Source organism: Actinomadura sp. NEAU-AAG7 (genome assembly GCF_018603865.1).
GTDB classification, from domain to species: Bacteria; Actinomycetota; Actinomycetes; order Streptosporangiales; family Streptosporangiaceae; genus Spirillospora; species Spirillospora litoris.
In genome coordinates this window covers 490,730-503,273 of sequence record NZ_JAHFZY010000001.1, presented here as the reverse complement: position 1 = coordinate 503,273, position 12,544 = coordinate 490,730, and the positions used below count along the sequence as shown (strand labels likewise).

Below are 12,544 nucleotides of genomic sequence, written 5' to 3'. Positions count from 1 at the left end.
CTGATGCTACCAGATCCAAAACTGAACCAAGTGCTAAAAGCTAACCGTTAGTGCTATCGTCGGCCGCATGAAGAAAGTGATCTACACAGAGTTCGGCGGTCCTGACGTCCTGCGACTCCTGGACGCCGAGGAGCCCCACGCGGGCCCCGGCGAGGTGCGCGTCGCTGTGCGGGCGGCGGGGGTGAACCCCGTCGACTGGCGGCTCCGAGAGGGCCAGGTCCTGGGCGCCCACCCGATCACCCTGCCCGCCGGTGTGGGGCTGGACGCCGCCGGCGTGGTGGACGAGGTCGGCGACGGCGTCGAAGGCGTCGCGGTCGGCGACCAGGTGTTCGGCGAGGGGACCGACACCTACGCCGAGTTCTCCGTGCTGTCCGGCTGGGCCCGTATGCCCGCGGGCCTGACGTTCGAGGAGGCGGCCGGCTACCCCTCCGTGGTGGAGACCGCGCTGCGCGTCATCCGCGAGGTCGGCGTGCAACCGGGGCAGACGCTGCTGGTCAGCGGCGCGGCCGGGGGAGTCGGGTCCGCGGTGCTGCAGATCGCCCGCGACCGGGGCATCACGGTGATCGGCACGGCCGGCGCCGAGAACCAGGACTACGTGCGCGGCCTGGGCGCCGTCGCCACGACGTACGGCGCGGGCTGGGTCGAGCGGGTGCGCGGGCTCGGCAGGCCCGACGCCGCGCTCGACCTGGCCGGCGCGGGCGTGATCGGTGACCTCGTCGAGTTGACCGGCGACCCGCGGAAGGTCGTCACCATCGCCGACCTCGACGCGCCCAGGCTCGGTGTCCGGTTCTCCGACCAGGCCGGGAGCATGAAGGACGCGCTGGCGGAGGCCGTCCGGCTCATCTCGGGCGGCGGGCTCCACATCCCCGTCCAGAAGTCGTACACGCTGGGCGAGGCCGCGGCCGCGCACATCGACAGCCGCTCCGGCCACACCCGCGGCCGCCGGGTGATCCTCATCTGACACCCCGCCGTAAAGGGCCGTGAGCGCGCCCCCCGAGTCGCCTCGGGGGCGCGTGGTGCACACGAGGGCCGGCCGGCCTCACACCACGTCGAGGAACCGGAGCACGGCCAGCACCCTGCGGTGGTCGGCGTCGGCCTTGGGCAGGTCCAGCTTGGCGAAGATGTTGTTGATGTGCTTGGCGACGGCGCTGTCGCTGATCACCAGGCCCGCCGCGATGCCCGCGTTGGAGCGTCCGCTCGCCATGAGCTCCAGGACCTCGTGCTCCCGCCGGGTGAGGCGGTCGAGCGGACCGCTGTGGCGGCGGAGGAGGAGCTGCGAGACGACCTGCGGGTCGAGCGCCGTGCCCCCGGCCGCGACCCGGCGGACGGAGTCGGCGAACTCCTCGACGTCCGCGACCCGTTGCTTGAGCAGGTACCCGATCTTCGAGGTGTTGGCGGCGAGCAGATCGGTGGCGTACCGCTCCTCCACGTACTGCGAGAGGAGCAGCACCGCCGTGTCCGGCCACCGGCGGCGGATCACGGTGGCGGCGCGCACGCCCTCGTCGGTGAAGTCGGGGGGCATGCGCACGTCCACCACGGCGATGTCGGGGCGGTGCTCGGCGACGGCCGCGAGCAGCGCCTCACCGTCTTCCACCTGGGCGGCCACCTCGAAGCCCGCCATCTCCAGCACCTTGACCACTCCGATCCTGAGCAGGACGGAATCCTCGGCTATCACGGCGCGCACGGCAGCTCCACGGTGATGACGGTCGGCCCCCCGAGGGGGCTGTGGCAGGTGAACGTGCCATCGACGGACGCGGCGCGCTTGGCGAGGCCCGCGAGCCCGGTACCTCCGGACGGTCCCGCGCCGCCCACCCCGTCGTCGGCGATGACGACCACCAGTGTCCCGCCTCTCCGCTCGACGGTGACCTCCGCCTTCGACGCCCGGGCGTGCTTGACCACGTTCGTCAGCGCCTCGGAGACGGTGAAGTACGCGACGGCCTCGGCGGTCGCCGGCGGACGGGTCGCCAGGTCCACCGAGAGCCGGACGGGGATGGGCGCGCGGGCCGCGACGCCCGACAGGGCGGCGTCGAGCCCGCGGTCGTCGAGGACGGCCGGGTGCAGCCCGCGCACGAGATCGTTCAGCTCTGCGACGGCCTGCTTCGCCTCGGTGTGGGCGTCGTCGATCACCCGGCGCGCCTCCGCGGAGAGGCCGGTGAGCGTCGCCCTGGCGATCCCGAGGTTGACCGCCAGCGCCACCAGCCGCTGCTGGGCGCCGTCGTGCAGGTCGCGCTCGATCCGGCGCCGCTCGGCGTCGGCCGCGTCGACGACGCCCGCGCGGCTCTCGGTGAGGTCCTCGACCCTGCGTTGCAGTCGCTCGGCCCGGGTCTGACCCAGCAGGACGTTGGCCACCCCGGTCTCCAGCCGCGCCACACGCCCGGTCAGCCACGGCATCACCGCCATCAGGGCGAGGCCGCCCGCCGTGATGTAGGCGGCCTGTGTCGTGTATCCGACCTGGGTCAGCCGCTGCTCGGGCGGCAGCGCCCAGATCCACACGTAGATGCTCGCCGCGGCGAATCCCGCCGCCCACAGGACGAGCACGGCGGCCTCCACCGGGGCGAGGAGCGGGCCCACCAGACCGTGGTAGGCGATCTGCCGCCAGGCGCCCGGTGATCGCAACCACTGGATCGGGTGCCGCAGCGCCGGCCGTCCCGTCCTTTGCGGCACTTGGAGCGCGCCCGGCCCGCGCAGCATCCGGTACCTCCACCGCTGCACCGCCGTCAGAACCCCGGCCGAGACGATCAGGAGCGCCGCCGGGAGCGGGGCGAACCCCGGCACCACCACCGCCAGGCCCACCAGCCAGACCCACAGCGCCACCGCGACGAGGTGCGGTGGCAGGCCCGCCGCGACGAAGGCCGTCGAGCGTCCCGCTTCCCGGAACGGCCGCCGCAGGGACTCCGGCGGGTGAAGCGCGAAAGGCATGGGCACGACAGTAAAGCCCCAGGACATGGCGGAGCCATGGCGCCCGTGCCCGCATCGGGGTGCGGTTTTCCGCACCCCGAGCCGGGCCGGACGCCCCGCCCGGTGCCGGTGCCGGTGCCGCACGCGTCGAAGCACCCGATGGCGGGCGCGGCGGTCAGGAGATCGACATGCCGCCGTCGATGCACAGCACCTGGCCGGTCATGTAGTCGGCGTCCAGCAGCAGCTCGACACCGCGCGCCACCTCGCCGGCGGTGCCCATGCGGCCGAACGCGGTCCGGGCCACGAGCGCGGCGCCGACCTCGGCGGGCACGGTCTCGGTGAGCGCGGAGGCCATCAGCCCGGGGGACAGCGCGTTGACCGTCACCTTCCACCGACCGCACTCCAGGGCCAGGCTCCGCGTCATCCCCAGCACTCCGGCCTTGGAGGCCGAGTAGGCCGTCTGGCCCCGGCTGCCGATGAGCGCGGCGGGCGAGACGACGTTGATGACGCGTCCCCAGCGGGCCCCCACCATGTCCGGGAGCACCGCCCGGCAGGTGTGGAAGGTGCCGATCAGGTTGACGGCGATGGTCTGCGTCCAGTCATCGACGGACTGCATGGCCATGAGCCCGTCGCGGCGGATCGCGCCCGCGTTGACGAGCACGCTGATCGGACCCAGTTCGGCGCGCACCCGGGCCACCATGGCCTGCGTGGCGGCCCAGTCGGCGACGTCCGCCCGCACGAGCACGCTGGGCCCGCCGAGTTCGGCCGCGACCTCGCGGGCGCGGTCCTCACCGGAGGCGTGGTGCAGCGCCAGCCGGTAGCCGCGCTCGTCGAGGACGCGCGCCACGGCGGCGCCGAGCGCGCCCGAGGCGCCGGTGACGAGGGCGACGCGGCCGTCGCTGCCCGGCGGTGCCATCAGATCGGCGCTCCCGGCGCCCCGCACAGGCCGTGGGCGCTCCGTGCCGAGGCGAAGCCTCCGATGGTCATCGCATCCACTCCGAACTCATGAGATACGGGACAGCCCTCCAAGCGCGGCCGACCCCCTGGCGCCGCGTACGGGCGCCTCGCCAGCGGGTTCCCTGCGGTTCCGCTACCGGCTGGGCTCGTCGGCGGCGTCCACCACGAACCGCTCGGCCGCCGCCGCGTCGACCCCGAGCGAGGTCAGCAGCCCGGTGCCGTTCTCCTCCTCCAGCAGCCCCAGCAGGACGTGGCCGGTGCCGACGCCGTCGTCGTCGAGCCGCAGCGCCGTCCTGAAGGTCAGTTCGAGCGCCTTCTTCGCGGGGGCGCTGTAGGGGATCATCACCGGGTCGGCGTCGCCGCGCGGCGGCAGGGTCGCCACCGCCGTGTCCCGCGCCCGGTCCGGGTCGACGCCCTGGGCCCGCAGCGCGGCGACCGCGGTGCCGTCGGTGCCGAGCAGGCCGAGGACGAGGTGCGCGGGCACGATCTCGGCGTTGCCCGCCTGCTTGGCCTCGTTCATGCCCGCGACGACCGCCTTGTGGGCGGGCCGGGTGAGCTTCTCGAAGGCGGGCGGGCCGGCGGCGGGGGGCTTGGCGACGAAGCGGCTCTGGACGGCCTGCTTGGTGACGCCCATCGCGCGCCCGATGTCGGTCCAGGACGCCCCGGAGCGGCGGGCCTGGCCGACGAAGTGGTCGAGGAGGCGGTCGGAGACCTCGCCGATGTGGTCGGCCATCCGCACCGCTGCGGTCAACCGGTCGAGGGCGCCGGTGTCGTCCGTGGCGATCGCCGTGATCAGGTCGTCGAGCCTGACCGGCGGAGTGCTCTGGGTCATGTCGTCAGCCTTCGTTGTCGATCCGCTGGCGTCAAGGTGAAGTTGACGATCCATCGCCGGAGGTGCACCACCCATCGCCGGAGGCGCGCGCGCCGCGGTCGGCGGGCGGCGAGCCCCGATATGCGTCGAACACCCTGCTCGGGGCCGCCGCGCCCGCCTCCCGGGCACGCGCGACGGCCGGTCCGCCTACCAGGTGATCGGCATTTCGGCCGGGCCGAATGCCTGGATCGAGTGGTACTTGTACGTCAGCTCCGATTCGGGCACCGCCAGCGCGAGCGTGGGGATCCGCTCGAACAGCATCGTGTAGACGATCTCCAGCAGGTCCGGCACCATGCGGTTGGCCGGGCACCGGTGCGGCCCGTGGCCGAACGCCAGGTGCTTGACGGGCTCCTCCCGCATGAGGTCGAGCCGGTTGGGGTGCGGGCACACCGCCGGGTCGCGGTTGACGGGGAACATCGGCAGGGCCAGGCCGTCGCCCGCCTTGACCAGCGTGTCGCCGATGAGCACGTCCTCCGTCGCCAGCCGCATCGGGGTGCCGTCGTTGACCGAGAAGAACCGGAGCATCTCCTCCACCGCGATGGTCAGCCGGTCCGGGTCGGCGAGCAGCGTCACCCGCTCCTGCGGATGGTTCAGCAGGGTGAGCACGCCCAGCGAGATCATCGTGGCGACCGAGTTGTGGATGCCCTGGGCGTTCGCCAGCATCATGGGCGCCAGCCTGAACCAGTCGACCTCGCCGTGCTCGTCGCGCTCCCTCATGATGAGGCGGCTCATCATGTCGTCGCCGAGGTTGTTCGCCTTCTCCTTCAGGACGTCCATGGCGTGGCCGTTCAGTCGCGCGGCCATCGCCTCCTCCTCGTCCTCGCTGGAGAGCAGGAGGTTCCGGACGTTGTCCCGCATCTCATGCAGTTCGGCCGCCGGAATTCCGAGGACCATCTCCTGGAGCCGCCAGGCGACCGGGAACGACAGTTCCGACACCAGGTCGACCGGCTTCTCCCCGCGCTCCAGCAGGGCGTCGATCTTCTCGCTCGTGGCGGCCCGCATGAGCGGACGCATTTTGGCGAGCGCGCGCGGGGCGAATTCCTGGAGGATCGACCTCTTCTTCTCCATGTGCGCCGGGCCGTCCAAATTGATCATGAACGGCGCGCAGTACTTCAACTTGTTCAGCGCGCTCGGCGTCAGCTTCGGGAAGTCGGGCCGCAGCTTGTCCGAGCTGAACCGCGGGTCGGAGAGCACGAGCCGGGCGTACTCGGGCCGCACCACCATCCACGCCAGTTTTCCGGTGGGCAGCGTCACCCGGCCGATGCCGCGCTCCCGCAGCGTCTCGTACTCGGCCGGCAGCACGCCGGGCTCTTGTCGCCGGATGGGGAAGGTCGGTAGCTCCGTCATGCTATGCCTCCGCGGTCCAGTGGTAGAAACGGGTGGCCAGTGAATGGCTGTTCGGGTCATAGGGCGGAATGATCCGCGTCAGGTCGTCGACGAGTTGCAGGAAACGGGGATCCCCGTCCGTCCACACCTTGCTGATCGCCTCGATGCTGTTGGAATCGGAGAAGTCCTGGATGTGCAGGTAGACCCCGCGCCACAGATAGATCTGGCGGCGCAGCGTGCCCATGCTCTGCGGGATGTCGGTCGCATCCGATTCCGCGAAAAGGCGCGCCACCTCGGGGATGTGCTCCCGCAGCTGCTTGTTCACGATGATCGCGCTGTAGGTCTGCTCCAGGTTCTCCAGCCGCTCGGCCGGCCACAGATAGAAGCGCTCGGCCTCCCGCTGGTCGTGCGGGCCGTCCCATTCATCGGTCGCGGTGTAGTCGCCGAAATAGGCCGAGAGGCGCTCGTTCAGACGCGCGCACCGGGGATCGGTGGTCGCCGCCTGGTACGCCTCGGCCGCGTCCGCGACGTCCCAGTCCTGTAGGTGGATGTAGAGATCGCTGTAGGTGAAGACCTGCCTGCGGCGCAGTTGGGGCAGCTCGGACGCGACCTCGCCGTCGAACTCCTGGAAGATCTTCTTGACATCGGGGATGTCATCACTGTCGAACGTGCCGACGGCGACGGTGCTCGGCATAGGCGTCTCCTCACGGTTCGCTGATGGAACTGCGCCGCGTCACGGACCCCGCGGGGTTCGCTTCAAGGTCGCGGCCAAGACTGCGCTCGCGCCTTCGACGCCGGATCGACGACGAATAGATGACCGGTTCGCGCCCTCCGCGGGCCGCGTGGCGGGCTCGACGGGTCCTCGAACCGAGGTCGAACGGCGCCGGACATCGTCGGGGCGACGGTTCCGAACCCGCGACGGTTGTGAGGTGTCTGGTCGTGCCGAGCACGCAGCAGCAAATTGACCACGGCGTGGTCGTCGACGCCGGCTATGAGACGGTGTTCGACCTGGTGGCCGACGTCGGGCGCTGGCCGCAGTTCCACCTTTCCGCCGTGCACGCGGAAGTGCTCCACAGCAACGAGAAGGGCGACCTGATCCAGCACTGGGCGCTGGACGGCGACTCCACCGTCCGCACCTGGCGGACGGTGCGCCGCTCCGACCGGGCCGGACGCCGCATCACGTTCTCCTACATGGACGCCGATCCGCCGGACACCGAGGTTCGCGGCGAATGGGTGTTCACCGAACTGGCGCCGGACCGGACCCGCGTCGAACTGCGGCACACCATCGAGGGACCGGCCCGCGCCGATCTCGGCCCGCTGCTGGACGGGATCGGCCTGGACGGCAAGGAGCATCTCGACACGCTGCGCGACACGGCGGAACGGCGCGCCGAACTCGACGACCTCGTCGTCTCCTTCACCGACCCGCTCTTCATCGCGGGCTCCGTCGAGGACGCCTACGAATATCTCTACCGGGCGGACCTGTGGCCCGAGCGCATCCCGCACGTGGTGGGGCTCGACCTGACCGAGGACGTGCCGAACGTCCAGTTCTTCGACATGGACACCAAAAGCCCGGACGGCACCACGCATTCCGTCCGCTCGGTGCGGATCTGCCTGCCGCCCAACCTGATCGTGTACAAGCAGATCTCGCTGCCCGCCGTTCTGGACGCGCACACCGGTCACTGGCGGTTCACCGAGACGCGGGAGGGCGTCGTCGCCGAGTCCCGGCACAGCAGCACGATCAAGCCCTCGGCGGTGTCGCAGCTCGGCGGCGGGACGGTCGACGGCGCACGCCGGTACCTGCGGCGCCTGCTGAGCGGCCACAGCATGACCAACCTCCGCCTCACCAAGACGTTCGCGGAGGAGCGCGCCGGTCTCCGACCGGGTACGGACCGTTGAACCGACAGGAAACCGCTGAGTCAGGAGGGGTCATGGCCGAGGAGACGACCGCGAGAGGCGGGGGGATCTGGGCGGCCGCCGATCTGCTGACGCCGATGGCCGTCCGGGTGGCGGCGACGCTGCGGCTGGCCGACCACATCGCCGCGGGCACCCGAACGGCGCGGGCACTGGCCGAGGCCGTGCACGCCGACCAGGACGTGCTCGGACGCCTGCTGGACCATCTGGTGACCGCCGGAGTGCTGTCGAGCACGGGGGAAGGCGCCTATGACCTGACGGACATGGGCGGCCACCTCCGGGACGGGGAGCCCGAGGGGATGCGGTCGGTGCTCGACATCGAGGGCGCCATCGGGCACGCCGAGTTGAGTCTCATCCATCTGCTGCACACGGTCCGCACCGGCGAGCCGGCGTTCCCGCAGCAGTACGGCCTGACGTTCTGGGAGGACCTCTCGGCCGACGACGGGCGCGCCGAGTCGTTCGACGCGCTGATGGGCGCCCGGCTGGCGGCGCACGCGCCCGCCGTGGCCACCGCGTACCCCTGGGGAAGCCTGCGCCATGTCATCGACGTCGGCGGTGGCGACGGCAGCATGCTGATCGCCATCCTCCAGGCCCACGGCGAGCTGCGCGGGACGGTCCTCGACCTGCCCGGCCCCGTCCGCCGCGCTGGGAAGGCCATCGCCGCGGCCGGTCTCGACCACCGCGCCGACACCGTGGCCGGCAGCTTCTTCGACGAGCTTCCCACCGGGGCGGACGGCTATCTGCTGTCGAGCATCCTGCACAACTGGGACGACGCGTCGGCCGCGCGCATCTTGCGGCGCTGCGCCGACGCCGCGTCCACGTCTACATCCGCGTCTACGTCCGCGGGCACGGGCGGCAGCGTGCTCGTCGTCGACTACTTCACCGACCAGAGCGTCATGACCGAAGGCGACCTCCGCATGCTCTGCTACTTCGGAGGCAGGCAGCACAGCATCGAGCAGCTCGGCGAACTGGCCGGGGCCACCGGCCTCAAAATCGCCTCGATCATGCCCGCCGGACGCCTCTCCGTCGTCGAGCTGCGCGCGTCCGGCTGAGGCGTCACATCACGGGCGACCTGGTTTCGACGCGGTCACCCGGCCGGGCGTGAACCGCCGTTCCCGGTTTTCGTCAGGAACCGGGCCTGCACCCCGTCCAGGAGTATCGCCAGCCCGTTCTCGAACCGTTCGTCGGGCTCGCCGATCTCCGAGGCCCGCATCATCTCGCTCAGATGGGGGAACTCGCCGGTCGCGATCATGGACTTCAGATACGGCCCCATGCGCAGCCGCCAGGCATGGCGGTCGACGCCGGACCGGTGAGCGGTCGCCCGCTCGGTCAACTCGGCCTGCACGGTGCCGCTGACCCAGGAGTGGAGCAGGTTCAGCACGTCGAGCGTCTCGTCCATGCCGAGCCCGCCGCCGGCGAGCAGGGCGAGATCGCGCTCCATGCCGCGCAGGAGGTTGGGGCCCATGACCGGGCGGGTGCCGAGGAGCGGGGCGAGCCAGGGATGCCGCAGGAAGGTCTGCCTGCGGCGGCGGGCCAGGGCCGTCAGATCGGCGCGGACGTCCCCGGTCGGCTCCTGCGGCTCGAAGCCCGTCGCCTGGTCGATCATCACCGTGTACAGGTCTTCCTTGGCCGGCAGGTACCGGTACAGGGTCATCGTGCCGGTGCCGAGCCTCTTGGCGATCGTCCGCATCGACGCGGCCTCGATGCCCTCGGCGTCCGCGATCTCGATCGCCGCCTCGGCGATCTGCTCGCGGCTGTGCTGGGGCGCCGGACCTCGCGTGGGCTTGTCCGCCCGCATCCAGATGATGGGTTCCGAGTCCGACACGACGACCATCGTACGCGCGCGGTTCCGCCTGTTGCGTGCGTCGCTCGCGGCTGGTTATGTTGAAACCGCGTACATTGTACTCGGTCAGGAGGTGCTCCATGGATGACGCGATCGTGCACACCAGCCGGCTGCGGAAGCAGTTCGGGGAAGTCGCCGCGCTGACCGGCCTGGACCTGATGGTGCCCTCGAACATCATCTATGGCCTGCTCGGCCCGAAAGGCGCCGGCAAGAGCACCGCCGTGCAGATCCTGAGCACGCTGACCAAGCCCACCGGCGGACGGGCCGTCGTCGCCGGATTCGATGTGGCCCGGTACCCCGAGGAGGTCCGGAAAATGATCGGGATCGCCGGTCAGGACGCCTCCCTCGACGACAGGCTGACGGCCCGGGAGAACCTGCGGATCTTCGGCCGCCGGTCGCGGCTGGGCACGCGCGGCGCCCGGCGGCGCGCGGACGAGCTGTTGGAACGGTTCGATCTCGCTCACGCGGGCGACCGTCCGGTCGGCGGCTACCCCGGCGGCAGGCGCCGCCTGGTGCACCTGCTCGCGAGCCTGCTGCCCGGCCCCGCCGTGCTCCTGCTCGACGAGCCCACCAAGGGGCTCGACGTCCGGAGCCGCCGGGCGATCTGGGCGAGCGTCCGCCAGCTGGTGGCCGACGGGACCACGGTCCTGCTCGCCACCCAGTACCTGGACGAGGTGGACCAGCTCGCCTCGGCCGTCGGCGTGATCGACCACGGCAACCTGATCGCCGAAGGCGGACCGGCCCAGCTCAAGTCCCAGATCGGCAGGCACATCGACGTCGTGGTGGAGGCCGCCGAGCACCTGCCGTGCGCCATGGCGCTGCTGGAGAGGATCACCGGCCGGTGCCCGGAGGCGGACGGCCTGCACATCGTCGTCGCCGCCGTCGACGCGGTGCCGACCGTGCCGCAGATCGTGCGCGAACTCGACGCGTCCGGCGCCGTGATCCGCACCATCGGGATTCGCGAGCCGAGCCTCGACGACGTCGTCCTGTCCCTGACCGGCAAGAACGCCCCACCGGCGGAACCGGTCGGGTGCGTCGCAGGCGGGACGGGAGCGCGGTTCCCGGCTCAGGAGGGGCACTGATGCGGGTCGTCATCGTCGGAGGTGGGACCGTCGGGCTGTGCGCCGGCGTCATGCTCGCCCGCCACGGGATCTCCGTCCACGTACTGGAGCGCAGGACGCGGGCCGACGACCATCCGAGGGCGTTCGGCGTCACCGACCGGTCGGCGGAGATCCTGCGCGAGGCCGGTATCGAGATCGAGACGGAGGAGCGCGCCCGGGGCCTGATGAGCGGTCCCAGCCTGGCCGAGGCGAAGGCCGTCACCGCCCGGTTCGAGCCGCCGGAGATCGGACCGGCGAGGCTGGGAAGCTGCCCGCAGGACCGGGTCGACCGGGCCGCGGCGGCGCGGCTGCGGGAACTGGGCGGCACGGTGGAGTTCGGCGGCGAGGTGGTCGCGGTCGCCGATGGCGCCGTCACGACGTCCGACGGCAGGACCGTCACGGCCGACCATGTGATCGCCGCCGACGGCGGCCGCAGCACGGTCCGGGACCTGCTCGGCATCGGCGTGACCGGGCCGGGCGCGATCGGCACCGGCCACATGCTCAACGTGCTGTTCCGCGCCGAACTGCCGGCCCCGCCGTCCTCCATGACGTTCCTGCGCAACGAGCGGGCGTCCGGAACCCTGATGAAGGTCGACGCGAGCCGCTGGGTCTTCCACATACCGAACGGCGACCCGAACACGCCCACCGAGCGGATCCGGCAGACGATCAGGGACGCCACCGGGGTCCCCGATGCCGAGCCGGAGATCATCAGCCTGCTGCCCTGGTCGGCACGGGCCCAGGTGGCCGACAGCTTCAGGCGGGGGAACGTCTTCCTCGTCGGCGACGCGGCGCACGTGGTGCCCCCGGTCGGCGGTTTCGGGCTCAACATGGGCATCGCCGACGCCCACAACCTGGCGTGGAAGCTGGCCGCCGGCGGTGACGGGCTGCTCGACACCTACGACGCCGAGCGCCGGGCGGTCGCGCTGTTCACCATGCGGCAGTCCATGATCCGCCTCCGCAACCGCGACCTGCACTGGGACACCGATCCGGGCCGGGCCGCCGACCGCGCGGCCGTCGGCATGGCGGACCTCATGATCCCCGTGGTCGGGTACCGGTACGAGTCGCGCGCGATCATCGCCCCGGAACCGCTCGCTGACCTGCGGAGCCTCACACTGGACGGGGCGCCGGGCAGCCGCCTGCCGCACCGCTGGCTCCCGGACGGGCGGTCCACGGTCGACCTCGTGGACGGCTTCACGCTGATCACGGGGACCGCGGGCGACCACTGGCTGGAGGCCGCGCGGGAGCTGGGGATCACGGCGCACGCGGTCGACCGGTGGGCCGAGGCCGCCGACATCCGCGAGGACGGCGCCGTGCTCGTCCGTCCCGACGGCTTCGTCGGCTGGCGTGTGGCCACGACGCGAAACACCGCGGCCACCGGCGGGCAGCAGTTGCGGGACGCACTCGACCGCATCCTCTGCCGCCGGTAGGACGACCGCCACCGCACACAAGGACGCGCACCGCCGGACGCGATCGCACCGCCTCCGGCAGCACCCTCCTACGCCTGCCGCGCGGGCGCCCTCCTGCGCCGCCGCGCGGGCGGCCCCGGTCGAACCGGACACGAAGCCGCCTCGAATCACCGCCGCGAAGATCGGCACAGCGTCTTCGCCCGTACCTCGCGGAGCGGATGAAACGGCGTTG

Annotated in this window: 12 protein-coding genes; 5 read left to right on the top strand and 7 right to left on the bottom strand. The window is 71.8% G+C overall.

Translation table 11 applies throughout. The features are described from left to right. The first annotated feature begins 67 nt into the window (after positions 1-67). The gene (locus tag KLI87_RS02255) at positions 68-961 is read left to right on the top strand and encodes an NADP-dependent oxidoreductase (RefSeq protein ID WP_250903457.1); all 894 of its coding nucleotides are present in this window, start codon (positions 68-70) and stop codon (positions 959-961) included. 78 nt (positions 962-1,039) lie between these two features. Here the strand turns inward: KLI87_RS02255 and KLI87_RS39680 are convergent, their stop codons facing one another. The 6 genes from KLI87_RS39680 to KLI87_RS02230 form a co-directional block, all read right to left on the bottom strand. Further along, a complete protein-coding gene (locus KLI87_RS39680; protein WP_308165816.1) occupies positions 1,040-1,684 on the bottom strand; it encodes a response regulator transcription factor in 645 nt (214 codons plus the stop codon). Continuing rightward, complete coding sequence (locus tag KLI87_RS39675) at positions 1,672-2,919, bottom strand: histidine kinase (protein ID WP_250903456.1); 1,248 nt, start codon at positions 2,917-2,919, stop codon at positions 1,672-1,674. Before KLI87_RS39675 ends, KLI87_RS39680 begins: the two co-directional genes overlap by 13 nt. A gap of 154 nt (positions 2,920-3,073) precedes the next feature. Beyond that, positions 3,074-3,814: an SDR family NAD(P)-dependent oxidoreductase gene (locus KLI87_RS02245; RefSeq protein ID WP_156217171.1), complete on the bottom strand. Its 741-nt coding sequence runs from the start codon at positions 3,812-3,814 to the stop codon at positions 3,074-3,076. A gap of 174 nt (positions 3,815-3,988) precedes the next feature. Continuing rightward, positions 3,989-4,687, bottom strand: coding sequence for a Clp protease N-terminal domain-containing protein (locus KLI87_RS02240; protein ID WP_250903455.1), 699 nt, complete (start codon positions 4,685-4,687; stop codon positions 3,989-3,991). Positions 4,688-4,873: 186 nt separating this feature from the next. Next, positions 4,874-6,073: a cytochrome P450 gene (locus tag KLI87_RS02235; RefSeq protein WP_156217173.1), complete on the bottom strand. Its 1,200-nt coding sequence runs from the start codon at positions 6,071-6,073 to the stop codon at positions 4,874-4,876. A 1-nt stretch (position 6,074) separates the two neighbouring features. Next, a complete protein-coding gene (locus KLI87_RS02230; protein ID WP_156217174.1) occupies positions 6,075-6,746 on the bottom strand; it encodes a TcmI family type II polyketide cyclase in 672 nt (223 codons plus the stop codon). Between the two features lie 245 nt (positions 6,747-6,991). Here KLI87_RS02230 and KLI87_RS02225 point away from each other — a divergent pair, with 245 nt between their 5' ends. Next, positions 6,992-7,948, top strand: a complete 957-nt coding sequence (locus KLI87_RS02225; RefSeq protein WP_214615641.1) for an SRPBCC family protein — start codon at positions 6,992-6,994, stop codon at positions 7,946-7,948. A gap of 32 nt (positions 7,949-7,980) precedes the next feature. Further along, positions 7,981-9,015 (top strand): methyltransferase, encoded by a 1,035-nt coding sequence (locus KLI87_RS02220; protein WP_214615640.1) that lies wholly within the window; start codon positions 7,981-7,983, stop codon positions 9,013-9,015. A 35-nt stretch (positions 9,016-9,050) separates the two neighbouring features. Here the strand turns inward: KLI87_RS02220 and KLI87_RS02215 are convergent, their stop codons facing one another. After that, entirely contained in the window at positions 9,051-9,788 is a 738-nt protein-coding gene (locus KLI87_RS02215) for a TetR/AcrR family transcriptional regulator (RefSeq protein WP_214615639.1), read from the bottom strand. Positions 9,789-9,886: 98 nt separating this feature from the next. Here KLI87_RS02215 and KLI87_RS02210 point away from each other — a divergent pair, with 98 nt between their 5' ends. Both KLI87_RS02210 and KLI87_RS02205 read left to right on the top strand, forming a co-directional pair. Then, complete coding sequence (locus tag KLI87_RS02210; protein WP_214615638.1) at positions 9,887-10,888, top strand: ATP-binding cassette domain-containing protein; 1,002 nt, start codon at positions 9,887-9,889, stop codon at positions 10,886-10,888. Next, the gene (locus tag KLI87_RS02205) at positions 10,888-12,333 is read left to right on the top strand and encodes an FAD-dependent monooxygenase (protein ID WP_214615637.1); all 1,446 of its coding nucleotides are present in this window, start codon (positions 10,888-10,890) and stop codon (positions 12,331-12,333) included. The genes KLI87_RS02210 and KLI87_RS02205 overlap by 1 nt, the downstream gene beginning before the upstream one ends. Positions 12,334-12,544: the final 211 nt, after the last annotated feature.